This window comes from Pseudovibrio sp. Ad26, from assembly GCF_001623285.1.
Taxonomy (GTDB): Bacteria; Pseudomonadota; Alphaproteobacteria; order Rhizobiales; family Stappiaceae; genus Pseudovibrio; species Pseudovibrio ascidiaceicola.
This window is the reverse complement of the sequence record NZ_LMCE01000146.1, coordinates 204,829-229,186: the sequence shown is the minus strand read 5'-3', so window position 1 is coordinate 229,186 and position 24,358 is coordinate 204,829. Positions and strand designations below refer to the sequence as shown.

The 24,358-nt window shown below is 51.8% G+C and carries 25 protein-coding genes and 1 tRNA gene; 7 read left to right on the top strand and 19 right to left on the bottom strand.

Annotation, left to right across the window (positions count from 1 at the left end; all coding sequences use genetic code 11):
- Positions 1–61: 61 nt before the first annotated feature.
- The 3 genes from greA to PsAD26_RS24820 all read right to left on the bottom strand — a co-directional run bounded on the left by greA (position 62) and on the right by PsAD26_RS24820 (position 4,406).
- Positions 62–535, bottom strand: coding sequence for a transcription elongation factor GreA (gene greA, locus PsAD26_RS24830; RefSeq protein ID WP_057461124.1), 474 nt, complete (start codon positions 533–535; stop codon positions 62–64).
- Positions 536–630: 95 nt separating this feature from the next.
- Positions 631–3,993, bottom strand: coding sequence for a carbamoyl-phosphate synthase large subunit (gene carB / locus PsAD26_RS24825; RefSeq protein ID WP_063312531.1), 3,363 nt, complete (start codon positions 3,991–3,993; stop codon positions 631–633).
- Between the two features lie 179 nt (positions 3,994–4,172).
- Positions 4,173–4,406: a helix-turn-helix transcriptional regulator gene (locus PsAD26_RS24820; RefSeq protein ID WP_063298249.1), complete on the bottom strand. Its 234-nt coding sequence runs from the start codon at positions 4,404–4,406 to the stop codon at positions 4,173–4,175.
- 1,284 nt (positions 4,407–5,690) lie between these two features.
- Between PsAD26_RS24820 and PsAD26_RS24815 the strand changes: the two genes are divergently transcribed.
- Complete coding sequence (locus PsAD26_RS24815) at positions 5,691–6,140, top strand: MerR family transcriptional regulator (protein ID WP_208860172.1); 450 nt, start codon at positions 5,691–5,693, stop codon at positions 6,138–6,140.
- A gap of 180 nt (positions 6,141–6,320) precedes the next feature.
- Here the strand turns inward: PsAD26_RS24815 and carA are convergent, their stop codons facing one another.
- On the bottom strand, positions 6,321–7,511 hold the full coding sequence (carA, locus tag PsAD26_RS24810) for a glutamine-hydrolyzing carbamoyl-phosphate synthase small subunit (RefSeq protein ID WP_063312530.1): 1,191 nt from the start codon (positions 7,509–7,511) through the stop codon (positions 6,321–6,323).
- A 250-nt stretch (positions 7,512–7,761) separates the two neighbouring features.
- Here carA and PsAD26_RS24805 point away from each other — a divergent pair, with 250 nt between their 5' ends.
- The 3 genes from PsAD26_RS24805 to rpoD all read left to right on the top strand — a co-directional run bounded on the left by PsAD26_RS24805 (position 7,762) and on the right by rpoD (position 13,035).
- Positions 7,762–8,223, top strand: coding sequence for a GatB/YqeY domain-containing protein (locus tag PsAD26_RS24805; RefSeq protein WP_057461119.1), 462 nt, complete (start codon positions 7,762–7,764; stop codon positions 8,221–8,223).
- Positions 8,224–8,405: 182 nt separating this feature from the next.
- Positions 8,406–10,376, top strand: coding sequence for a DNA primase (dnaG, locus tag PsAD26_RS24800; protein WP_063312529.1), 1,971 nt, complete (start codon positions 8,406–8,408; stop codon positions 10,374–10,376).
- A gap of 538 nt (positions 10,377–10,914) precedes the next feature.
- Positions 10,915–13,035, top strand: coding sequence for an RNA polymerase sigma factor RpoD (gene rpoD / locus PsAD26_RS24795; RefSeq protein WP_057461117.1), 2,121 nt, complete (start codon positions 10,915–10,917; stop codon positions 13,033–13,035).
- Positions 13,036–13,150: 115 nt separating this feature from the next.
- Here rpoD and PsAD26_RS24790 read toward each other — a convergent pair whose 3' ends face one another.
- Entirely contained in the window at positions 13,151–13,891 is a 741-nt protein-coding gene (locus PsAD26_RS24790) for a hypothetical protein (protein WP_063312528.1), read from the bottom strand.
- Positions 13,892–13,982: 91 nt separating this feature from the next.
- Between PsAD26_RS24790 and PsAD26_RS24785 the strand changes: the two genes are divergently transcribed.
- Positions 13,983–14,330 (top strand): helix-turn-helix domain-containing protein, encoded by a 348-nt coding sequence (locus tag PsAD26_RS24785; protein WP_057461116.1) that lies wholly within the window; start codon positions 13,983–13,985, stop codon positions 14,328–14,330.
- A 102-nt stretch (positions 14,331–14,432) separates the two neighbouring features.
- Positions 14,433–14,690 carry a hypothetical protein gene (locus PsAD26_RS24780; protein ID WP_057461158.1) on the top strand — a complete coding sequence of 86 codons (258 nt, stop codon included), beginning with the start codon at positions 14,433–14,435 and terminating at the stop codon, positions 14,688–14,690.
- A gap of 148 nt (positions 14,691–14,838) precedes the next feature.
- Here PsAD26_RS24780 and PsAD26_RS24775 read toward each other — a convergent pair whose 3' ends face one another.
- From PsAD26_RS24775 to PsAD26_RS24765, 3 genes are all read right to left on the bottom strand, one after another.
- On the bottom strand, positions 14,839–16,278 hold the full coding sequence (locus tag PsAD26_RS24775; protein ID WP_208985841.1) for an MFS transporter: 1,440 nt from the start codon (positions 16,276–16,278) through the stop codon (positions 14,839–14,841).
- Positions 16,279–16,776: 498 nt separating this feature from the next.
- On the bottom strand, positions 16,777–17,532 hold the full coding sequence (locus PsAD26_RS24770) for an SIMPL domain-containing protein (protein ID WP_063312701.1): 756 nt from the start codon (positions 17,530–17,532) through the stop codon (positions 16,777–16,779).
- Between the two features lie 125 nt (positions 17,533–17,657).
- On the bottom strand, positions 17,658–18,740 hold the full coding sequence (locus PsAD26_RS24765; RefSeq protein ID WP_057461156.1) for an AI-2E family transporter: 1,083 nt from the start codon (positions 18,738–18,740) through the stop codon (positions 17,658–17,660).
- 206 nt (positions 18,741–18,946) lie between these two features.
- Between PsAD26_RS24765 and PsAD26_RS24760 the strand changes: the two genes are divergently transcribed.
- A tRNA-Ile gene (locus tag PsAD26_RS24760) sits at positions 18,947–19,023 on the top strand.
- Positions 19,024–19,098: 75 nt separating this feature from the next.
- Here the strand turns inward: PsAD26_RS24760 and PsAD26_RS24755 are convergent.
- From PsAD26_RS24755 to PsAD26_RS24715, 11 genes are all read right to left on the bottom strand, one after another.
- Positions 19,099–20,169: a tyrosine-type recombinase/integrase gene (locus tag PsAD26_RS24755; protein ID WP_084403837.1), complete on the bottom strand. Its 1,071-nt coding sequence runs from the start codon at positions 20,167–20,169 to the stop codon at positions 19,099–19,101.
- Entirely contained in the window at positions 20,166–20,357 is a 192-nt protein-coding gene (locus tag PsAD26_RS29545) for a hypothetical protein (protein ID WP_153041576.1), read from the bottom strand. The genes PsAD26_RS24755 and PsAD26_RS29545 overlap by 4 nt, the downstream gene beginning before the upstream one ends.
- A gap of 41 nt (positions 20,358–20,398) precedes the next feature.
- Complete coding sequence (locus PsAD26_RS29790; RefSeq protein WP_193758355.1) at positions 20,399–20,560, bottom strand: hypothetical protein; 162 nt, start codon at positions 20,558–20,560, stop codon at positions 20,399–20,401.
- Positions 20,561–20,574: 14 nt separating this feature from the next.
- Positions 20,575–21,198: a hypothetical protein gene (locus PsAD26_RS24750; RefSeq protein ID WP_063312526.1), complete on the bottom strand. Its 624-nt coding sequence runs from the start codon at positions 21,196–21,198 to the stop codon at positions 20,575–20,577.
- A gap of 19 nt (positions 21,199–21,217) precedes the next feature.
- Complete coding sequence (locus PsAD26_RS24745) at positions 21,218–21,421, bottom strand: hypothetical protein (RefSeq protein ID WP_063312525.1); 204 nt, start codon at positions 21,419–21,421, stop codon at positions 21,218–21,220.
- Positions 21,421–21,810, bottom strand: coding sequence for a hypothetical protein (locus PsAD26_RS24740; RefSeq protein ID WP_063312524.1), 390 nt, complete (start codon positions 21,808–21,810; stop codon positions 21,421–21,423). The genes PsAD26_RS24745 and PsAD26_RS24740 overlap by 1 nt, the downstream gene beginning before the upstream one ends.
- Positions 21,811–21,832: 22 nt before the next feature.
- Positions 21,833–22,177, bottom strand: coding sequence for a hypothetical protein (locus PsAD26_RS24735; protein WP_057464050.1), 345 nt, complete (start codon positions 22,175–22,177; stop codon positions 21,833–21,835).
- A gap of 108 nt (positions 22,178–22,285) precedes the next feature.
- Entirely contained in the window at positions 22,286–22,591 is a 306-nt protein-coding gene (locus PsAD26_RS24730) for a hypothetical protein (RefSeq protein WP_063312523.1), read from the bottom strand.
- Positions 22,592–22,626: 35 nt separating this feature from the next.
- Positions 22,627–22,905, bottom strand: a complete 279-nt coding sequence (locus tag PsAD26_RS24725) for a hypothetical protein (protein WP_063312522.1) — start codon at positions 22,903–22,905, stop codon at positions 22,627–22,629.
- A gap of 109 nt (positions 22,906–23,014) precedes the next feature.
- Positions 23,015–23,716, bottom strand: coding sequence for a hypothetical protein (locus PsAD26_RS24720; RefSeq protein WP_063312521.1), 702 nt, complete (start codon positions 23,714–23,716; stop codon positions 23,015–23,017).
- The gene (locus PsAD26_RS24715) at positions 23,713–24,351 is read right to left on the bottom strand and encodes a hypothetical protein (protein ID WP_063312520.1); all 639 of its coding nucleotides are present in this window, start codon (positions 24,349–24,351) and stop codon (positions 23,713–23,715) included. The genes PsAD26_RS24720 and PsAD26_RS24715 overlap by 4 nt, the downstream gene beginning before the upstream one ends.
- Positions 24,352–24,358: the final 7 nt, after the last annotated feature.

Sequence of the window (24,358 nt, the reverse complement as noted above, 5' to 3'; positions counted from 1 at the left end):
GGCAAAGATTATCTCAGTTCATGAGAAGTCTTGAAACGCTGAATTCAGCTCTACAATTTACTTAACCGAATTGGACTTCAGTAATCTCGTAACCGCGTGCGCCACCTGGAGCAGTCACTTCGACGCTGTCACCAACAGACTTGCCGATGAGTGCGCGTGCAATTGGAGAGGAGATAGAAATGCGTCCACGTTTTACGTCAGCTTCAACATCACCAACGATCATGTACTTCTTTTCTTCCTCGGTATCTTCGTCAATGAGAGATACGGTTGCACCGAATTTGACAGTATCGCCGCTGAGTTTGGTCAGATCGATGATTTCTGCAAGTCCCAGAAGAGCTTCCAGTTCGTTGATCCGGCCTTCGTTCAGGCTCTGCTGTTCCTTCGCTGCGTGGTATTCCGCATTCTCTGAAAGATCACCGTGAGCACGTGCTTCGGAAATGGCTGCGATAATGCGCGGGCGTTCTCCGGTCGTGCGATGCTTAAGCTCTTCTGTGAGCATCACATAACCTTCCGGCGTCATAGGTACCTTTTCCATGGCTCGTACACCTTTCTTACGTTGTGGTGGTGTGGCCCATCACACTAAAAAACTGACCGGGCTGAGAAGCCTCAACCCGGACCTGTTAAACTATCTTAGCAGAAGTAAGATTGTAGGGACCTTACTTCAAGCGTTTTCGCTCGGAAAGCTTCGATGCCTTGAGCTGCTGCTACGGCTCCTGCCACAGTTGTGTAGTAAGGAACCTTGTTCATCAGCGCAGCTTGACGAAGTGACCGACTGTCGGAGAGTGCTTGTGCGCCTTCGGTTGTATTGAAGACGAGCTGAACTTCTCCGTTCTTGATAGCATCAACGATATGAGGACGCCCTTCAAGCACCTTATTGACCTTTGCGCACGGGATGCCTTGGTTTTCCAAGTATCTTTGCGTGCCTTCGGTGGATATAATGGAAAACCCTGATGCTACAAGTTTTTTAGCTGCTTCAAGAATTTTCGACTTATCTGCATCTTTCAATGAGATGAAGACTGTCCCACCTTCCGGAATAACGGTGCCTCCGCCGAGCTGTGACTTGGCGAATGCGAAGGAGAAGTCGGTGTCCAGACCCATGACTTCACCGGTAGAGCGCATCTCAGGACCGAGAACCGTATCAACACCCGGGAAGCGAGCAAACGGGAAGACCGCTTCCTTCACTGCGACATGGTCAAGCTGTTTGGGCTTGAGGTCAAAGCTTGACAGTTTCTCGCCTGCCATGACGCGGGCTGCGATTTTTGCAATCGGCACGCCAATGGTTTTTGCAACGAACGGCACTGTTCTTGATGCACGCGGGTTCACTTCCAGGACGTAGATCTCTCCGTCCTTGATTGCGAACTGCACGTTCATGAGGCCAACAACGTTGAGCTCCAGCGCGAGTTTGCGGCCTTGCTCTTCCAGTCTGGCAAGTGTTTCATCATCCAGCGTGTAGGCTGGCAGAGAACATGCGCTGTCGCCGGAATGGATGCCTGCTTCTTCGATGTGTTCCATGATGCCACAGATGAAGACGTCTTCACCATCACACAGAGCGTCCACATCCACTTCGATCGCGCCGTCGAGATAGCGGTCGAACAGAAGCGGGTTGGTGCCGAGCAGGGTGTTGATCTGGCCGGTTTTATCGTTCGGGTACTTGGCACGGACATCATGTGGAACCAGCTCTGGCAGTGTGCCGAGCAGGTAGTTGTTGAGTGCTTCCTCGTCGCGAATGATCTGCATTGCACGGCCACCCAGCACGTAGGACGGGCGGACGACGAGCGGCAGGCCAAGCTGATTGGCAATGAGGCGGCCCTGTTCAACAGAATAGGCGATGCCGTTTTCTGGCTGTTTCAGGTCAATTCTGTGCAGCAGACGCTGGAACCGGTCACGATCTTCAGCAAGGTCGATCATGTCTGGAGATGTGCCGAGGATTGGGATGCCAGCTTCTACGAGTGCCTGTGCCAGTTTCAGAGGTGTCTGACCACCGAACTGAACGATAACACCCTTCAGTGTGCCCTTGGAGTTTTCAAGGCGGAGGATTTCCAGCACGTCTTCAGAGGTCAGAGATTCGAAGTAGAGACGATCTGAGGTGTCGTAGTCTGTTGAGACTGTTTCCGGGTTACAGTTGATCATGATGGCCTCAAAACCAGCATCTTTCAACGCAAACGCAGCATGGCAGCAGCAGTAATCGAACTCGATGCCCTGACCGATCCGGTTTGGACCACCACCCAGAATGACAACCTTTTGCTTCTCACTTGGGTTTGCTTCGCAGGAAGGCAGACCCGGTGTTGGTGTCTCGTAGGTGGAGTACATGTAAGGCGTTGGAGACGCGAATTCTGCGGCGCAGGTATCAATGCGCTTATAAACTGGCTTCACGTCGAGCTCAGCCCGCAGAGCTGCTACTTTGTCAGCAGTCGTCTGGGTGAGAACCGCAAGACGGCTGTCTGAGAATCCCATAGCTTTGACCATGCGCATGGCGGCTGCGTTGTCCGGCAGGCCGTGCTCGATGATCTTTGCTTCCATGTCCACGATTTCTTGCATCTGCTCCAGGAACCACGGATCAATCTTACAGATGTCGTGGATTTCTTTTGCAGAGGTGCCCAGGCGCATAGCCTGAGCCACGTTGAGCAGGCGATCTGGTGTTGGGACAGCCAGAGCTTTGCGGATCGCGGTGTAGTCTTCGCCTTGGCCAAGACCTTCGACTTCGATTGGGTCGAGGCCTGTCAGACCTGTTTCCAGACCACGCAGAGCTTTCTGGAGGCTTTCCTTGAAGGTACGGCCAATGGCCATCACTTCACCAACAGACTTCATAGCTGTTGTCAGGGTTGGCTCAGAGCCGGGGAACTTTTCAAATGCGAAACGTGGGATCTTGGTGACGACGTAGTCGATTGTTGGCTCAAACGATGCCGGTGTTGCTCCGCCGGTGATGTCGTTTTCCAACTCATCAAGGGTGTAGCCAACAGCGAGCTTTGCCGCGATTTTCGCAATCGGGAAGCCTGTTGCTTTAGATGCCAGCGCGGAAGAACGGGACACACGTGGGTTCATCTCGATCACAACGAGACGGCCATCTGCCGGGTTGACCGCGAACTGAACGTTTGATCCGCCTGTTTCGACGCCGATCTCACGTAGAACCGCAATCGAGGCGTTCCGCATGATCTGGTATTCTTTGTCGGTGAGGGTCAGGGCAGGGGCAACCGTAATGGAATCGCCCGTGTGGACGCCCATCGGGTCGATGTTTTCAATGGAGCAGATGATGATGCAATTGTCCGCTGTGTCGCGAACCACTTCCATCTCGTATTCTTTCCAGCCGAGCAAGCTTTCGTCGATGAGCACCTGACCGTTTGGAGACGCATCGATACCGGAGCGAACAATTTGTTCAAACTCTTCACGGTTATACGCTACGCCGCCGCCTGTGCCGCCGAGCGTAAACGCAGGGCGAATGATAGCTGGCAGGCCGATGCTGTCGATCTGGCGCATGGCTTCAGCATAGCCTGAACCGCGATCATACCCAGTGATGTTGCCTTCATCATCAAGGATTGGCGGAGAGGATGCGATTGCGGCGCGTGGATTTTCCAGCCCGATCTTGTCCATGGCCGCGCGGAATTTTTCACGGTCTTCAGCCTTGTCGATGACGTCGGCTTTTGCTCCGATCATCTCAACACCGTATTTCTTCAGCACGCCTTTGCGGTCCAGTTCGAGCGCGCAGTTGAGTGCGGTCTGTCCGCCCATGGTTGGCAGGAGCGCGTCCGGCTTTTCCTTGGCGATGATCTTTTCAACGGCGTCCGTGGTGATTGGCTCGATGTAGGTTGCATCAGCCAGATCCGGATCTGTCATGATGGTCGCCGGATTTGAGTTCACCAAGATAATTCGGTAGCCCTCATCTCGCAGTGCCTTACAAGCCTGAGTTCCAGAATAATCGAACTCACAGGCTTGACCAATCACGATGGGGCCAGCCCCGATGATCATGATAGATTGGATGTCATTGCGTTTAGGCATGGTGACTCACATGTGCTCGCGTTTAAGCACCAGTGCACCCGATCGGTGCTCTGGTGGTGCCCTCTTTAGGAGTATGTCGGCTGAGCGCGCGTTATAAGAAATATTCGCGTAATGATAAACCCCGACGAACGCCTATTTCCGAAATAATCCGGTTTTTTTTCTCAAGACTTAAGGGGAGTTTATTCAGCTAAAGTCGCATTCTCTGTGGTTTTCTCACCATCAAAGTCAGCAATACCAGTGCTTAAGGCATAGCAAGCCAGCCGGACAGACTTCGGAATTTCTACCGGTTTACCGTCACGATTGCCGTTTTCATAATACTGAATCATTCGTTTTTTTAAGCCGAGGCGTTCCGCTGCCTCTTTTTGCTTATAGCCCATCGACTTGCGCCAAGCCCGAAACTGAGATGGTTTCATGATACTAACCTAATGATTCCCAGACTGAAAATTCATTGTACAGACTGATGCATAATAATCTGCATTCGTACCATTGCATATAACAGAATGCAAAAGGCGCAAAAATTGCGTCATTTACCTTGATGAGGTGCAATTAGTGCGCTTATAATTGTGGCGTTTCAGGAAAACTCCCGTAAGCCTGTGTGATTTCTTTGCATAGAACTGAGGTGGCTTTCCATTCCCGTGGCTCATCAAGGAGATAATCATGTTAAACGAACTCATCCTGTATCGGGCTAATCTGAAGGGCAAGAAGATGGATGTTCATCGTCATGCGACTTTCAGATTTCAAATCAGACGGATCGTCAATGGCCTGTTGAAGGGCTAAGCGCAAGTACGTGTTTGATGGTAAATTGAGTTTACCTGCTGAATGCGGTGTCTTTCTTCTGGCTTGCACATGCTGAAGATGTTTCAATTAATGAAATTGGGTGGCCAAAATTGTGCAATGCGCACAATCTGGCACTTTTGGCTTAGTGAATCTTTGGGGCATCTTGCCTTTTAATGTGACAGATTCCACATTATCCCCTCTGTACGCGACGGCAGTTCAAAGTTTTGCAGCGCGAAAAATGAACATCCTGTTTAAAAAATGTGCAGAGTGATCATTTGGTCAGCCAATTTTCGTTTTACTGAGAAAGAATAAAGTCAGAGCAGATCTAAAGAAGGAGAGTAGTTAGAAGTTATATTGCTCACTCTCGCTATCTCTTCGTCATGTTCACATATTATAGACAATATGTAATTGACGCTTCTATAGTATATTAGCTCAGATAACGCAGGAACATCTTTGGAGATTTGCCGGAAAATGTAGAATAAATCAGCGGAACTGCAAAAGTAGGTGCCGCTATTTTTTTATAATACTTATCTAGTATAACTACTTATGATGTTAATTCTCGGATGTCCTAGTGTATACGTTGCATTTACGAAGTAAAAAATGCGATGTCGGGCTATATTTTATCAGTTTCCTTGTGTAGATTATCAATTGTCCAATATGAATTATCATAGATTTCATTGAGGACTTTGAAAGTGGGGGTACTCATTCCTCACTGGGGATGCATTGAAGATTGTTCAAATGAACATCGAAAAGCTTCCGCAGTGTGAGTGGGTATCAAATGCTACTGCATAAGCTAGTACAGAAGTGGGGGAGTACAAAAGTTATTAGGGGAATTCATGGAGGCACCGGGTGGGGAGCTGAAATGATGAGCTTTTGTAACTCTTCTAAGGTTTAACATACAAACCACCGGGCAAATGGAAATGAACAGTATTCCTAGTAAGCTAGATGTCGCTGCGGATATCGCTGGACCTATTCGTGAGGACGATGGGGACGGTCAACTGCTCGCAATCTCTGAAATGTCAGAGTTGTTTAGCGTCACTCTGCGTACACTTCGATTCTATGAGGAGAAGGGACTTCTTAACCCAGTACGTCGTGGAGCACGCCGCTTCTACAGAGGTCGTGATGTGAGCCGTATGCGGGTCATTTTGCAGGCCAAGAAGATCGGTCTGACGCTGGCAGAAGTTCGTCGTATTATCAAGCTCGTTGAGGGTTCCAGCCCTCGTCCTGAGCAACTTAAAGAACTTCAGGAAATTTGTGGTGCGCAGGAGCAGCTGCTTCATGAGCAGGAGCAAGCGCTTCAGGAACAGATTGCAGAAGTTCGCGGTGTGTCTCATGCACTGAGCAGCATGCTGGAAACAGAAGCGGCTTAATTGCTTCTGATAAGAGTTACGGAACCCGGCTCCCTTGGTGCCGGGTTTTTTGTTGTCCTGACGTTGCTGAAGCGGTGTCTCCGGTCACGTTCTGCTTACGGTCGGGCAAAAGAAAAGCGGGGTACTGGACCCCGCTTTTATTCATTCTGCTGTACCGTTTTGCTTAGAGCACGTCGCGTTCTAAGCGGCGGCAGGTGTTTTGTGGTTCTCAATCAGCTCAATGAAGCGAGAGAACAGGTAGTGGCTGTCTTGTGGGCCTGGAGACGCTTCCGGATGGTGCTGTACTGAGAAGACAGGTGCATCTTTTACACGCAGACCGCAGTTGGTACCGTCAAACAGGGAAACGTGTGTTTCTTCCACGTTGTCTGGCAGGCTGCCAGCACTCACAGCAAAGCCGTGGTTCATGCTGGTGATTTCAACCTTGTTGGTGGTGTAATCGTGAACCGGGTGGTTTGCACCATGATGACCCTGATGCATCTTTGTGGTGGTACCACCAAGTGCAAGCGCGAGCATCTGGTGACCCAGACAGATACCGAAGACTGGCAGACCTGATTTCACGAGGCTGCGGATGGTTGGAACTGCATATTCACCGGTTGCAGCTGGATCGCCGGGGCCGTTGGACAGGAATACTCCATCCGGCTTAAGAGCGAGGACGTCTTCAGCAGAGGTGGTTGCAGGCACAACAGTCACGCGGCATCCAGCATCTGCCAGAAGGCGGAGGATGTTACGCTTCACGCCAAAGTCCAGAGCAACCACATGATGGCTTGGTTTGGTCTGGGCGCCAAACCCGTCATCCCAATCCCAGGTGGTTTCGTTCCAGTCGTAGGTTTTCTGAGTGCTTACGCCTTTTGCAAGGTCCATGCCTTCCAGATCCGGGAGGCTGGCTGCTTCTGCTTTCAGCGCTTCCACATCAAACTCACCATCAGCGTTATGAGCGATAACGGCGTTCTGCATGCCTTTTTCGCGAATGAGGGCTGTAAGTGCGCGGGTGTCTACGCCGGTCAGTCCAACAATGCCTCGTGCCTTGAGCCATGCGTCGAAGTGGTTGCCAGAGCGATAGTTGGAAGGAGTGGTGATGTCGGTTCGCAGAATTGCGCCACGTACGCCAGACGTGCCTTCCATATCTACAGTCTCAACATCATCTTCATTCGAGCCCACGTTACCAACATGAGGGAATGTGAAGGTGATGATCTGTCCTGCATAGGAAGGGTCTGTGAGAATCTCTTCATACCCGGTCATTGCCGTATTGAAGCAGACTTCGCCGGACGCTTTTCCAAGAGCTCCAACGCCTCGGCCTTCAATGACTGTACCGTCTGCGAGAACGAGGAGGGCGGTAGGTTTAGGTGCTGACCACGCGTCTTGAGCTTTCATCACTTGCTTTCTTGATACGGTTGATGACAGTATGCGTCCATCTGAAACGCACCGAAGGGACTTGACTTTGGCGCGTCACAGTCGCATCAAGGCCGGGACCATAGGAGAAGGGGTTCCTCTGGTCAATATCACTCGTGTAGAAATAATAGCGCTCGAGTTACAGGAAATCAGCCCAAATCGGACGGATGAGACGTATTATCCGGGATTTGGAGAGCCTCTTTTAAAGTTTCCGCGTCAGGGTTCCTTTAGTATGTTGCGAGACAAAATAGCGAATGCGCTGAAAGCCGCGCAAGAAGACACTAACAAAAGACGTGCCGCCACGTTGCGCCTGATCACCGCTGCCATTATGGACCGGGATATGGCTGCTCGTGAGCAAGGCCGTGATGGCTTAAGCGACGAAGAGCTGATGGACCTCCTGCACACCATGCTTGTCCAGCGTGAACAGGAAGCGGCGCATTGTGAGGCGAGCGGTAAAGTAGAGCTTGCTGTGCAGGAGCGTGAAGAAGCGGAAATGATCCGTGAGTTCTTGCCGTCTCAGCTCAGCGAGTACGAAATGAAGCTTGTTTGTCAAACAGTTGTCGAGTGCGTTGAAGCGCGCGGACTGCGTGATATGGGCCGCTGTATGGCTGAACTGAAAGAACGTTATCCGGGCCAGATGGACTTTGCGAAAGCCAGTTGCATGGTGAAGCAGATGCTGCGTGCTCCGCAGTAAGTCAGCGTTTTTGGAGCACTTACAGGCCGCCGCGTCGTCGTGATGCGGCTTTTCTTTTTTCCTGAAGCGATTAATTGAGTTAAGCCAGCGCAAATGGGGGTTTTGCTGGCTTCTTGGGGCCTTCGCGGCTATATAATACCCAGCTCAGCTGCTTTCAGGCCACTACGACAAATTGGACCACTATGCGTTTCGATCAGCTCTTTCTTGATGACATTCGCAACCGCGTCTCGCTTACAGATGTGGTGGGGCGGCGTGTAACCTGGGATCGGCGTAAATCGCAGCCCGGAAAGGGTGATTACTGGGCGTGTTGTCCCTTCCATTCAGAGAAGTCTCCCAGCTTTCACGTTGATGAGCGCCGCAACCGCTACAAGTGCTTTGGCTGTGGTGAAAGTGGAGATCATTTCAAGTTTCTGATGGAGACTGAGGGCCTCAGTTTCCCCGAAGCTGTGGAAGAACTGGCCGGTGTGGCCGGAATCGCCATGCCTGCACCCGATCCTCAGGCGGCAAAACGAGCTGCAAAGCGCAATTCTCTGACCGATGTCTGTGAGATGGCGGCGCGCTATTTCCGGCATGTGTTCCAGTCTGCTGACGGGCGTGCTGCGCAAGAGTATGTGCAGCGGCGCGGTTTGAGCGCTGAGACGCTGAATGAGTTTCAGTTCGGCTTTGCACCTCCGGGACGTGATAATCTGAAGAAGGCTTTGATGGCGAAAGACGTCACTGAAGCTGAGCTGATTGAAGTGGGTTTGCTCATTAAACCCGAGGACGGACGTCCGTCTTATGACCGGTTCCGCAATCGTCTGATGATCCCGATCCATGATGACCGGGGTAGGGCGGTTGCTTTTGGTGGCCGGACCATGGATCCGGATGGCCAACCGAAATATCTGAACTCACCGGAGACACCCGTCTTTCACAAAGGGACGATGCTGTTTAACGCGCATCGTGCGCGGCAGCCTGCTTATGAGAGCGGGCAGGCGATTGTGGTGGAAGGGTATATGGATGCCATTGCCCTCTGGCAGGTTGGCATTAAGGCGACGGTTGCGAGTTTGGGGACTGCGTTTACCGAAGACCAGATTATGCGGCTTTGGAAGTTTGCTGATGAGCCTGTGGTCTGCTTTGACGGTGACGTTGCCGGTATTTCTGCAGCGCATCGGGCCGTGGATCGCATTCTTCCGGTTCTCACCAGCGGCAAGTCCTTCCAGTTTGCGTTTTTGCCTGACGGGCAGGATCCGGATGATGTGATTAATGCTGGCGGCACTGCTGCTATGTATGGAGAGATTGAGAAGGCTTTGCCTCTCTCCGAAGTGGTTTGGCGCCGTGAAAGCGAGCAAGCCCGGATAGATACGCCTGAGCGCAAGGCTGCGCTGGAAAAGGCCGTTGAAGATCTGGTTGGCACCATCAAGGATGAGCGTGTCCAGAAGCGTTACCGGATGGATCTGCGTCTTAAGCTCTCCAACTTGTTTTACGAGGAGAGCCGCCGGAACCGTGGCAAAAGCGGCGGCGGTCGTGATGAGGGCTGGCGCGGAAACAAGAAACAAGGCGCGGATGATGAGTGGGCATCCCGTGCCCGCGTTGAAGCGCCCGACACGCCATCTTATGGGGTGGAGCGCAGCTTCTGCACCATGTGCCTGATGTATCCGGAGCTGTTTGACCGCCACTTTGAACGGATTTCGCAGCTGACGTATTCCAACGAGCTGCACTCCATGTTTATGACGGCGTTGGTTCGGATTGCGACGGACCTTGCTGAAGGGGCTGTTACGCAGATCTACAACAAGCTGGATGAACGGTTCTATCAAATCCTGCAGGAAGCCATCGTGAGTGCTAGCTCTGAAAGCGATGGCAGCAAGGCAAGTACCTTGCGCCGCTGGGATGCGCTGACCAACCGTCTGCAGGTTTTGAAGGAAGACCCACCCGAGGATTTCGTGGAGATGCTGTTCCTGAATTATGCAGATATGCTTGAGTTGCGCATGTTGGAGCAGGAGCTTGAACATGAAACGCGGGCCATGGAGCAGGATCTGACCGAAGAAAGCTGGGGCCGGTTTCAGGCCCTCACACAGGATTTGGCTCGTCGGCGTGAGGATTGTCTGCGTGATGAGCAGGAGCTGGCAGAGCGTGCTGCGAAAATGCGCTCCTCAAAAGGATCTATTCTAGTCTGATCTGAGAAGAGGGATTACAGGTCTGCTAATCTGCTTGCCTCAGAGGAATTGCTGACGGCAACTTGAGATGGAATTGTGATGGAAGAACTCTTGTTTTTCAAAGTTATCCAGAAAAACAGGCAATGAACTGTCCAAAATCCCCCAGAATCAGATTGACCAAGCCGAATCGCCCTTGCGAATCACAAAAGGCGGGCTACATACACTAAGTCAGACAGCCGATACGAGCGCCCGTAGACCTTAGATGTCTTTAAAGCGGCGATATCATAATCGGATAATCAGCGCTGTCGATGCCTGGAATGTGCCGGATACGGCCTAAAACGGTAGGGATGCCGGTGAGTAGTCCTGCCCGAATGAGTTTTGGGTTTTCAATTCCGTGAAAACATTTTGATACCAGGGTTAAGTCAGGTTTAAGGGACTTTGCGTTAAACCCCAAAGTCAAATGTGATTCAAATGCCGCCTGTGTGGTCCAAACACGGGGGTGATTGATTGCGTAACGCGATAGTTCGCTGGAGCACGACCAGCGACTTTGGAGCAGAATATGGCGACGAAGGCGACACAAGCTGAAGATACGCAGGAACCGGCAGGCGCAGAGGGACAAGATGGTCCTCTCTTGGATTTGTCGGTCGCCGCCGTCAAGAAAATGATCAAGTCCGCGAAAAAACGCGGATACATCACTTATGACGAACTGAATGAAGTTCTTCCACCTGATCAGGTGAGCTCTGAGCAGATTGAAGACACCATGTCGCTTCTTTCTGAAATGGGCATCAACGTTGTTGAGGCGGAAGATGCAGAAGAAGGTAAAGAGGAAGAGGAAGCTCCACCCGCTGTAGACGGCGGTGAGTTGGTTGTTGCTTCTTCTACTGCTGTTACCAAAACCACGACTGCCAAAGAACCTACAGACCGTACCGATGATCCGGTGCGTATGTACCTGCGCGAGATGGGCTCTGTTGAGCTGTTGTCCCGCGAAGGCGAAATTGCCATTGCAAAGCGTATTGAGGCTGGCCGTGAGGCTATGATCTCAGGTCTTTGTGAAAGCCCACTGACCTTCCAGGCGATTATCATCTGGGGTGAGGAGCTGGCTGAAGGCAAGGTTCTGCTGCGTGACATTATTGATCTGGATGCAACATATTCCGGACCTGATGACAAGAACGGTCCATCTGATGATGACCTTTCTGAGCAGGAAAACGCTGGCGAGGGTGAAGTTCCTGAGGCCGTGCGCCTTAAGGAAAAAGAAGAAGCCCGCAAGCGCAAGGAAGAAGAAGCCCGCAAGCCTAACGGTGCTGCGGCTCCTGCCGCTGCTGCACCAGGTGATACCGCTTCGGGTGCGCCGGGTGAAGCACCTGCAGAAGGTGGTGAAACCACTGATGACGATGACGACGAGTACGAGGCAAACGTTTCTCTTTCTGTAATGGAAGCAGAACTGAAGCCTATGGTCGTTGAGATCTTTGACAAGATCACAGAGGATTACAAGAAGCTGCGCAAGCTTCAGGATCAGCTGGTTGAAAACAAGCTGGCTAACAAAACTCTGTCTCCGTCTCAGGAGCGTCGTTACAAGAAGCTCAAAGAAGACATCATTGTTGAAGTGAAGAGCCTGCACCTCAATAACAACCGTATTGAGACGCTGGTTCAGCAGCTTTACTCCATCAACAAAATGCTGATGGGTTATGAAGGTCGCTTGCTGCGTCTTGCAGACAGCAACGGTGTTAACCGCGCTGACTTCATCAAATACTATCAGGGTTCTGAATTGGATCCGAACTGGATCCGCAAAGTTGCAAACCTTTCTGGCCGTGGCTGGAAGAAGTTTGTGACTAATGATGGCGATATGATCCGCGAACTGCGCGGCGAGATTCAGACGCTTGCGACTGAGACTGGTCTTGAGATCACCGAATTCCGTACCCTGGTTTCCATGGTGCAGAAGGGTGAGCGCGAAGCACGTATCGCGAAGAAGGAAATGGTGGAAGCGAACCTTCGTCTCGTTATCTCCATTGCCAAGAAATACACCAACCGTGGCCTGCAGTTCCTGGATCTTATTCAGGAAGGTAATATTGGCCTCATGAAGGCGGTAGACAAGTTTGAATACCGCCGCGGTTACAAGTTCTCCACCTATGCGACCTGGTGGATTCGTCAGGCGATCACCCGGTCCATCGCGGATCAGGCACGCACCATCCGTATTCCGGTGCACATGATCGAGACGATCAACAAGATCGTTCGTACCTCTCGTCAGATGCTTCACGAGATTGGCCGTGAGCCAACCCCGGAAGAGCTCTCTGAAAAGCTGCAGATGCCGCTTGAGAAGGTTCGCAAGGTGCTGAAGATCGCTAAGGAGCCTATCTCCCTTGAAACACCGATTGGTGACGAGGAAGACAGCCATCTTGGTGACTTCATTGAGGATAAAAACGCCATCCTGCCGATTGATGCGGCTATTCAGGCGAACCTTCGTGAGACCACGACCCGCGTTCTGGCATCGCTGACACCTCGTGAAGAGCGTGTCCTGCGCATGCGCTTCGGCATCGGCATGAACACCGACCACACTCTGGAAGAGGTTGGTCAGCAGTTCTCCGTTACCCGTGAGCGTATTCGTCAGATTGAAGCGAAAGCGCTGCGTAAGCTGAAGCACCCAAGCCGCTCCCGCAAACTGCGGAGCTTCCTGGACAGCTAACCCGCTGCATTGGTTGAGAATTAAGAAAGCCGGTCTCTGTGAGGAGACCGGCTTTTTTGTTGGGTTGAGACTTTCTGGCTGGAGAGTGGACGGGCTTTCCTGCATTAATTGAGAGTTATGCTGCTACCGTTTTCTCTTTCCTATTTTCTGTCACCATCTTCTGGATCGACAGAATATGCGCTGTCAGGAAGAGGGGGACGAAGAAGGCCGGGACGAGGACGAGGGGGTAGTTGTCTATGATGTTGGGAGCATCTGTTGAGAGCAGGTGGAAGTAGCCGTTTGAGGTGAGGACACCTGTGCCGATTGCGGCCACGAAATCCAACAGGCCGAGAATGTGAACACGGATCATGAGAGTGCGGGCGTTGGCGGCGTTGCTGCGGGCTGCTTTATAAGCAAACAGGGCCAGAATGCCTGTTGCGATATCTCCAAGACCTGCTGGCATGGCAAATTCCCATGGCACTGGCCCCATTGCCCATCCCACTAGAAACACAAAGCCGATCACACGCAGGATTTGAACTCTCATGAAGATGCTTTGGTCTGTGGCTTCCAGAATCTTGCGTCCTGCTGCCGTGAAGTTTACCAGTGCCCATACGGTGAGGGAGCCGCCCAGAAGCAGAAGGATCAATCGTGGAACCTGTGGGACTTCGGTGGGCAGCGTGAACAGATCTGCCTTGGCAAGCAAGACGGCAGCTGCAAACCACACCCCAAGCAATGTGATGAAGACGCCGACGGCCCAACATTGAGCGGGAGGGGATAGCTGCGCGTGGTTGGCTCTGTTTGCGACGATAGCAACAAGTGTAGCAGGGAATATAACAGCAAAGGCTAAAACAATGAATTCCAGAATGATTGAAGTCATGGGAGTTCTCCTGAATAACTTCAATATTAGTAGTGACTTCAAATATAGGAGTCAATTCCATTTTTGAATTTACTATGCTACCTCTGCTTTTATGACTGAGTTTGACCCTTCTCTTCTGCCGCCTGAACTTGCTGGAATTGATCGCGATAACTGCCCCATCATGCGCTCGCTTGGCGTGCTGGGTGATCCGTGGAGTCTCTTGATATTACGAGAGTTTTTTCTGGATGGGCCGCGTAAGTTCAAAGACCTTGAAACGAGTTTGAAGGTCAGTCCCAACACGCTCTCAACTCGCCTGAAAAAGCTGGAGGAACACGGTGTCCTCAAAAAGCGCTTCTACTCTTCCCACCCTCCACGTGCCGACTACGTCCTGACCGAAAAAGGCCAAGCCGTCGGCCCCATCCTGCTGGAACTGCTGAAATGGGGTGAGACGTTTGCGTGAGGTGAGAGGCTTTCGGGAGTGCATCAATTGTGAGCGATTGATGTAAGTTGGTGTTCCGGTGTTTCTGAGAGGATTGTTCTATCGTTTTTGATGGAGCAGGATATGGAACCGGAAGATATGCGGCGTGAGCTGGATGGGTTGAGGGCTTCGATTGGGCGGAAGCCGAGCAGGGGATGGGTGATTGCGACTTCGATCATCACGACTCTGCTGGTTCTTGTGGTGATTGCCGTGATTATGATGTTTGCGATGATGAACCGCATGCATGGTGTTGGTTGGCGTGGGCATGGACCTGACAGGTATTTTGATCAGCCTTTGCGACGAGCGCCTCCGCCACCACCGGGTCAGCCGCTTCCACGCTGACTTACTTTCCTGCGTGTTCTGATCCGAAAATCGGTACTCACTTTGGCAAGTTGCGATTTAAGCACCGGCCAGTGCCTGAAGCTTTGGCGGATCACGTCCGGGGTTGTCTCCACATTTGCGGCACATGTTTGTCCTCCCTTCAATGTGACTAGACCATTCTTGGCATCTTGAACGCCAATAGAGCGGCAATGCTTGCGATGCCTGCCATGATGAGGAACAGGACCGGGCCGGACTGCGCTGCATTTTCCAGTGTAATCAAGTCTTCAGCACCTGGAACGGAGAAGCCGGAGAGGCCAGCCAGAAGGCCTGCCAGCGCTGCGCCAATGGCCATGCCTGCGGATTGCAGAGGCCCGATGAAACCGGAGGCTCTGTCACGCTCGTCATCGGTTTCAGCGTAAATGATTGCTTTTTTCAAGAACTGGCTGCTCATGCCAAAGCCTGCTCCGTTAAAGACGGAGGAGAGCAGGAAGATCCATAGGGACATGGTGTAGAGCGAAACAACGGTGAGCAATGTGCCAGCGATGATGTTTAAGGTTCCCAGACGGATCAGAGAGGTTTGTGCGTGCGGTGTCTGCACGCGGGCGACAATCCATGCTGCGGCTGTCCATGTGAAGGCTGTGATGGCCATGGCATAGGACGCCTGAGTGACGGAAAGCCCCCAAAGAACCTGACCCATAGCAGCGCCATAGACAACGCGAGCCGCGCTGGCGATGGACAGCAGCAGCGTGACCCACATGCCAAGGCCTAAAATGCCAGTGAACTTGAATGCGCTGCGAGGAATGAATGGACTGGTGCTTTTCTTATCCCATTTCACGGCGAGGAACAGCAGGATCAAGCCAATGCCTAGAGCGCCAGTGATGCGGGGAAGGCTGCGCAGTTCGCCCACATACGCAATGAGCAATACCGCCACAGCCAGAAGTCCGAGGCGGGGGAACATGCTCATCTTATCTGAGGATTGCGTCGTTGTGGCTTTGTCTCTGGTGGTGGACGGGATGACGGTGATTGCCAGCAGGAGCAGCATCAAAGACAGAGGCAGGTTGGCGTAAAACACTGCACGCCAGGACCAGCTTTCTGTCAGGATACCTGCGGTGAGGGGGCCGATGCCTGCGGAGACAGCCCAAACTCCTGAGAGCAAAGCGAAGACCGAGGAGACGGCGTTTTCCGGATAAAGGTCTGAAATCAACGTATAGCAGAGGGAGACAATCATGCCTTCGCCCAGGCCCTGCAGCATTCTGCCAAGCAGCAGGTGTTCCAGTGAATTTGCAGCGCCGCCAACGAATGAGCCTGCCAGAAACGACAGGGCCGCCGCGATAAAAAGGGGGCGTGCGCCAATGCGTGCTTTCAACGAGCCTGTGACCGTGCCTGCCAGAATGGAGCCGATCTGAAACAAGCTGAGGACCCAGAAGGCGCGTTGCTGGCCGCCAAGATCGCGGATGATATCTGGCATGATGGCAGAGGAGAGGAAGTTGTTCATGCTTGCCGACCCAACACCCAAAATCATGATGAGAGACGCAAGCCAGCGACCATCCATGGTCAGCTTTTTGAAGGGCGATAATGGGATTGTTTGTGCCGGGCTGGATATGGTCATGAGTATCGCCTATTTAAAAATATATCACTTATTTAATTTGAGGTATTTAATAAGTAAAGTCTTTTCTTATTAAATCGTGGCGTACCTGCTATCTCAATAAATCGATTTTGCAAAAATTGGCCCAACATAAATTGGCGGATTGTTCCTTTTGTTTCGCAGGCTTAGCTTTCTTACAGCACGAGGAGGTCCTTTTTTCGGCAGATGTGAAGGCAACTTGAATAGCTAGGTTTATGCGGGCACTTGGCGGTCGCCTACGTGAAGCCTGGCGCGGTTTTGAGTTGTTGAAACGATGAAAAATGCTGCGTGCTTTGTGAGGTGTACTGAAACGAGGCGGCTTCAGAATATGCATAAATAATGAATGTCTGGGGGAGCCTATCAGCCCCCGATATAGAAGCACTCGTGGGAGTGTGCATGTTGCCGGACTATGATGGTTGTCGGCATTAAAAAAGAAAACCCCGCTTGGGGCGGGGTTTTGAGAGGTTGCATTGGAGGCTTGTGTTACTGCACAAGTTCGTAGGTTATTGTAACTGATGACGAGAGGGTCTCCTGACCTGCTGCAATTGGCGGGGCACTGTCCATTTTTGCAGCTCTCATGCCCATCATTTCCGGGTAAGGGCGCGGGTTGTACCCGGCTTCGGAAATGCTGAGAATTTTGCCGAGGCTAACACCGGCAGCTTTCGCGTAGGTTTCCGCCTTGGTGCGGGCGTCTTTCACGGCGCTTTCGCGGGCTTCATCAATATATTTTTCAGGATTGGATACGCCGAACTGGATCTGGCCAACATCGTTGGAGCCGTTTTGCACCAGCATGTCCAGTGTGGTGCCCAGTTTGGTGATGTCCTTCAGACTGATGCGGATGCCGTTCTGCACGCGGTAGCCAACAATCTCAGGAGCTTTTGGCTCATTGTTTTTGAGGCGGCGGTTGTCATAGATCGGTGAGATGTCAAAATCGGTGGTCTGGATGTTCTTTTTTTCGATGCCTGCGTCTTCAACATCCTGCAGGATGGCGCGCATGGTGACGGAGTTTTGCTGAAGGGCGGACTTTGCATCATCACCCTGTGTGATTACGCGGGAGACCAGCGTCGCCATATCAGGCGCCACGTTGACCGATCCCTGGCCTGAGATTGTGATCTTGCCAGTTTGTTCAGCAGCCTTGGCATTGACACCGCTGGATACAACAAGAGCAGCGGCAACAAGACCAGCAACTGCCAGCGCGCTTATACTTGGAAGACGCAATTTCTTCTGTTCGCTCTGCATTAAATTCTCCAGTTTCAAATTTGTTGAGGCTGATGCCTGATCCGTGCTGCGGACTGTCATTCTTGATCAGCCGAATATCGAGAAATGCAATTAGAAGTTACAATTGCGGCGGCTCTCAGGCGTGATCATGTCAATTCACGGGTTTGATTTTGATGATCCAGATTTATCGGATCGCCGACATTGCCATCCCCCGACAACAGGATTGCAATGGGGCGCGAAGATGGGAATTGGGCGCAAATGATGATGGCAAGCACGACAAGTGGCACGCACAGCACCATTCCAATGACGCCCCATAATGCCCCCCAAAAGCTCAAGGAGATCATAATGACGAGGGGTGAAATGTTAAGTTGTGTGCCCATCAGACGTGGTTCCACCAGATTGCCGAGAATGAACTGAACTGCTCCCAGCCCAAGAGTAATCGCGATAAATGGTGTGAGGGTGTCGAAATAGACCAGTGACAGCAGGCTTGGGAAAATGACGGCAATCAGAGAGCCGATGGTCGGGATGTAGTTGAGCAGGAAGGCGATGAACCCGAAAAGGGCCGCGTAGGGCAGGCCCGCCCATGACGTGATGCCGTAGGTGAGGAAACCGGTGATGATGCTGACACCGGTTTTGATGCCCATGTAGTGGCGCATGCGACGACCAATCTCTCCACGGATGGCGAACGCAAGCTGTACGCGGTCGGAATCTTCAAAGAGGGCAGCGAGCTTTTTGTCAAAGGTTGCCGCCTCAAAGATCATGAAGAGCACGTAGATGAACACCAGTGAGCTGGACCCGGCCAGACTGGTGAGAACGGATGCTCCGGTGCTGAGGGCTGCGCTTAGCGAGAAGTTGGGCAGGATGTCGGAAAGCTGGAGCGGCTTTTCCATATTCAGTTGGTTGGCAAGCTTGAGCAGCAGCTCATCAAGCCGTCCCTGATAGGTCGGCGCATCGAACGCCAGCTGCTGCAGGTTGACTGAGACGATGTTGAACAGGATGCCGACGACATAAAAGATCGCGAACAGGGCCAACAAAATGGTGAGCGGGCGCGGCAGATACGGTCCAACCACAGGCAAATGTCGCAGGGCAGAGGACATGGAGTTGATAATGTACCAAAGCACTAGTGCGATAATCAGGGGTATAATGAGGGAGCGCCCTATGAAGAGTAGCCAGCCAATAATGACAAGAAGGAACAAAGAGGCGGTGAACTTAATGAGAGGCTGGCGCATCATGCACTCCAAGGGGTCAGGCTGCCGGAAGCTGTTAGTTTTCACATAGTCTCTTAAAATCAGGTATTTATAAAGCTTTGTGATGAATGCTCTGTTGATCTGCCGGGGAAAAGGCGCATCCCCAAGTTTCAACAGGATCTGCCTTGTTCACTGCTATAAACAATTTACTCACCCGTGGTTGTTGGTGTAGAACCTGTCTTCGGTAAGGGCCTGTAGCTCAACTGGTTAGAGCCGTCCGCTCATAACGGACTGGTTGGGGGTTCAAGTCCCTCCGGGCCTACCATTCCTCATTCAATGTTGTTTATTTTCAATTAGTTAAGTTGCAATGTGTCCCATGAAAAAACAGGCGTGGGACACTTTACCACTCTAGCCCCTTCAGGGTCTCCATTGCGGAGCGGGCGAGATTCCAACGTTCAACACCTTCAGTATAAACTTCAGAGGTTCGCGCTTCGGCGTGGCCGTGGATTGCCATGATCTGATATTGAGAGCAGCCTTCAAGGGCTAAGAGGTGACCTGCTGCTTTACGAATTCCATGAGAGCTTCGGTTTTCAAGTCCAGCTGCTAAGCACCATTTCCTGAAGCGATTGCGTAGGCTCTCTGGTGAAGCAAAGGATTTGCCGTGCTCAGTAAGAAGGTAGGTGCGTCCTTGTACAGTGGCCGCTCTGGTCGCCTTCATCAAAGGTGGTAGCATTGGGATCTCAACAAAGGCTGATCCTCGCTTGCGGGGTTGCCAGCCAAGACCTTTGATTCCGCTTCGGTCAAACTCATTCTCTCTACCTAGCCAAATCACATCCGAGATGCGGCAAGCGGTGAACATAAAAAGAGTAAGGCATAGGTGGGCAGTCGTTCCAGCGGGATGCGCTTCTCTGAACTTCCTCAGGTCTTCAACTGTCCATGGGATAGCGCCCTTTGAACTCTTGTTGAGCTTGCTAATTCCAGTTGCCGGATTGAAATCTTTGCTGCAGTCTCCGATCTCGCCTGCCCATTTGTACATGGCTCGGATTGCTTTCATCATGTTGTCGGCAGCTCCGGGGGTGGATTTCATATTGTTGCGAATTTGCAAGACAGCCTGTTGCGGCATCTGGAAATCGTATTCACCATACTCTGCATGTAGTCGGCTCAAGAGATTGTTTCTTTGCTTGAGCGTGTCCTCAGAATACAAGTTGTTCTCTACGTCTGATTTTAGATTTTCAAGATAACGATAGATCAACCAACTTACAGAACCTCTGATTGCTTTTTCTTCTGGTTTGGATTCTGGTTTGACCTCTATGCCGCGTCTTGCTGCGAGGTAGCATTCGAGGAATTCTTTGTGGTCAGGTGAGACGTGAAGAACAATTCGACGTGCCTTTTGGCCTTCTACTCTCACGCGCCAACGGGTGTTTCCAGAAGGCATTGTTTCCTTGATTAGACCGGGAAACTTGAGTTTCATGTCATGTGCTCTGGCCATTGCTTCGGTCCCGCAGTTTGCGACTTAGCTGTCTTGGCGTCAACTTTTGAGAATACCAAGCGTGTTTCGGCGCTTGTTATGACGCATTCGTGCAGTGTCAGTCCGCAATCCTGAGCGGCTTTGATTGCTCGTTTCATCTGGGCTTGTGTTGTTTTCGATGGCTGCGTCATAACAAACCTTCGTTTATAGAGCGGGTATCCAGAAAACAGACTTAGCTGGATAATTCGAGTGAGAAGACAAACCCGCGCATTTCTTCTGCGTGGCCTTGTGCTTGAGTTGCCGCGTCCATGAAGTCGTCAGCGTATTCGATCTTCACTTCTTCCTCCCATTCATCTGGCCCGACGCCCCCTTGGATGATTGCTAGAAATTCCATTTCAAGCTCCAGCGTTAAATGGGGTACGTGGGTTGCTTGAGAACAGCGTCGAAGCGCGCTTGATCGAGGATGATCACTTGCTTCCAGTTGGGGTAATAGGTCTTGCAGTGCTGCTTGGTGTTCCATTCTTTGATGAATGCGAAAAGCTCATCTGCTGCTTCAATCTGGTCGTGGGCATCCTCATGCATGTCGTCTGCAGCGTTTAAGAGGATGCTCTCGGGGTCGATCTGAAGTAGCTTCTCGGTGCATGTAAACACATAAGCTGGTTCGGTTTCATCGTGGCCGTGACAGTGCTCGCTGATTTCGCCAAGGTCTGAGAAGTAACCTTCGCCCCAGTCGCCAGAGTTGGTCTCCGATTGTACTACGCCATGGTAGTCTTCGGCCTTAACAACCTGGGCTGCTTCAAGTCGTTTTCTCTCTCGGCACTTCTCGCATGCGGTGTAGTGCGATTTTCCAAGCTCAACGCCACACTCACAAACCTTTGGCTTGCAGCAGTCCTCGGCAAAGCGGTGGGCTGTTGCATGGGCCTTTTCGCTATCGCATGCATAGATCGTAGGAGAATGCAGGAGTCCGCAAGCACCGCAAGCGTAAAGCACTGTCTTCTCACTGCCCTTGAATGTAAGCTCTTTCACTTCCATTGGATCTCACCTCGTCGGTTTAGATGGTTATTGCGATCAGCAACTTCTCAAGAAAGTTGGATGTTTGATCGTGGAGCGCTTCCGGCATGTGCTCTTTGACTTGCTCGACAAGCTCAGGAGGAGCATTCACGGCGACAGCAGTCAGGATCTCTGCCAAGGCTTCAGGCTTTGTTGTGAGCTTGATGCCGATGTGAATAGGGTTCATGTCGGGCTCCAACTGCATTACTCGCTCCCGTCTTCCTCAAACTGCTTAGGGTACCCGCGTAGTTTGATGTTGCGGACTTTAGGGCCGCGTAGCCAAAGCGAGTAGCTCACATAGCTGTTGCGTAGTTTGTGGATTCGGTGCTCAAGTTCGGGGCGGACAATCCCGATGTTGCCGGGCTTCCATTCGCGGAATTCTCCGTTGCCAAGCTCTTCGATGTAGCCGCCTCGAAGTACAATGCGAATGGCCCATGCTGGATGTGTGTGAAACGAGCCTTCATTGTCAGCTCTAATGAACTTGTGAAGCTGCATCTTGCAGCCAAAGAGTGACACGATGCGCTTGATGAGAAGGGTTGGACCCTCTTCGAGCGATCCTCTGATCTCGTGGTATTTAAGGGAAATACGGAACATGGCTCAATCCAGTGTTTGAAGTTCAGAGAATGAAGAGGTCGTGGCATTCAGGAACTGTAGCCATGCCGCATGCCGCGATGTCGCCAGTGTCTAGTAAGCGTTGCAGGCGACCTCTGATCCGTTCCAGTTTCTCGAAACGTTCCAGTTGTGTGGCTGTGCAGGACGGCAGGAGGTACGTTTCAGCTAACTTGAACTGATACTCTTTCTTGCTCTTCGCGATGGCCACTCGAAGCATGCTGACGTGTCCGTCAAAGCTCACAAAGACAGCGTAGTCGGTTGCAAGATTTGCTTTATAGGCGAGAGACATGATCTCGATGATCAGGGTGTCGTCCTTCGAGAGTCCGTTTGCAGCTAGGTCGATTGCCATTGTGGTGGTTTCCTGATTAGAGGAGATGGGAAGCGGCTCAGGTGCGCCTTTCCTGAGCCGCTCATGCCGAGGCGACGCATTTGCGCTTGGGAGGAGTAACCTCGGCAATTAGATTGAACGGCCTGTAACTCGCGGTAGCGGAATGTCTGCTCCCGTACGACGCGAAGCTATTTCAACGGCTTTGTCTTCCAGCTTCTCAATTCGTTCAACGTCGAACCACTGGCCGTCGTTCAGTTTATTATCTTTCTCTGAACTAGGGAGCACGAACAGTTGATTGCAGCCTGTAATGTGTTCTGATCGTGCCAGAACAATGCCAGTGAAGCCTGACAATGTATCTTTTACTTTGTCGCCTAACCCTATGCCGCAAAAAGCGTCGTTCTCTGTTGATCTGCCACGTCCGAATATCTTCAGCATCTTGGTGTCCTTGAGTTTGGTTTACAGTTCAGTCATCACGAGGTTTGATTTGCTTCGTCGCGTTCTTGGTAAGCGAGAATGACCTTCGCAGCGTGCCAAGCTAGGTTGATTTGATTGTCAGGCGTGAGAACATCAAAGGGCTGGTGTTCGCTCACGGGCAGGGTAGACCAGTAGGCTCGTGTTGCCGACTTCAAGGCAGATGGATTTAGGTCTTCAATCGGGAGTGAGCCGGTTCCGTTGCAGCGTTCGCACTCGCTTAATGCAAGGTGGAAATAGTCATCGCGTCCGGTTCCTACGCAAGTTGGGCACTTCATTGCTCGTTCTCCTGCGGCAAAGTTGAGCCGTAGTGAACTGGCTCCTGACCAAACCAGTAGAGCTGCCACATGCGGATAGTGTTCACTGTGAGGATGAGAGGGAAGAAGGTCATGCGACGGCCTTGCTAGTTAGCTCGTTAATATTGCAGCGATGCACTTTGAACTCAGTCACGGTCACCCATGGGTTCGCGTTCCAACCGAAGCCACGACTTTCATTGAGGGTGTTCCAGAGATTGCGAAACTTGTTTCGGAGAACTTCGCCTTCGCGTTCAACACCAATATCGTGTTCTGGATAGTTGCCAGTTATCCAGTGCTTCAGCTGCACGCCTTCAGAAACAGCATCCTTGGCTGAGATTTTTTGAAGTAACTCAACGCGCACGTTGGTCACTTCCAGAGTGATACGTGAATACTTGCGTGGCATGAATATTGAGGGTTTCCAGCGCCGTTCATCATCACCGACAGTTGCCCGATAACGAACTTCACCAACTTGCGGGCATCCGCATATCTCAGAGCAACCACATTCAACTTCCTCGATCCGTGCCCATGTTTCACGGACCCATAACAGGTCGCCGGGGGCTGGTTTAAGCGGGTAGGCTTTGAGGTAGCTTTCTGGTGGATGGGGCTTGCAGCTCACTGTGAAGCAACCATGCTTTCCGGTTGGCCAGCTATAATCACTCTCGTAAATTGCGCCGGGGAATTTTCCACCACATGCGGTTGGTTGCGGTTTTAGTATGCGCCGTGTGTGTGTCTTCCGCCCTTCGAGTAGGGCTTGGATCATCGGGCTGGAAAAGAGGATAGGCCTATCAGTCATGCGACTACCTCCTCAGCCTCGTGCTCCCAGATCGGGAAGGGCTTCTTTGTTGGGAAGTCACCCATTTTCATCGGCATGATGACGCCGAATGCTTCAGGTGCTCTGTCAAACGTTACCAGTGCAGGATTAGGTTCGCAGTTGGGATGGATGTGGCAACTGCGCGCTTGAAGGATTTTGCTGATCTTATTGAAAAGCAGAGCATACTTGGGGTCGAACTTCGCAACCGAATTTTCGTAGTCATCGCTTGGGATAACACGGCGCCAGTTGGGGTACTCATGGCCTTTGGTGGGCTCCCAGCCAAAATTCAATACTGGTCCACGTACTGTGGTTGGCGACAGATGGAAAAGCTCATTCCTGCTGCCTTCTGTAAGCTTAGGAAGCAGGTCAAGGATTTGACCGGGGATTTCAAAGCTCCCCCGTCCACCGTTGGTGCCAAGTGCTTCGGATTGTGCGAGTAATGCATGACCGTTCGTGGCGATCAGAAGAGCGTCTTCGTCTTTCACTTCAACCCTGAGGCAGTTGATGTAGGGCCGCAGCTTGTCGACGGTTTTGATGAGTTCGAGAGCTGCCTTGAGCTTGTAGAGAGGCACGGCAACAGGGGAAAGTAAGGCCTGGGAGTTCGCTTCATGTTTCATTGGCGCA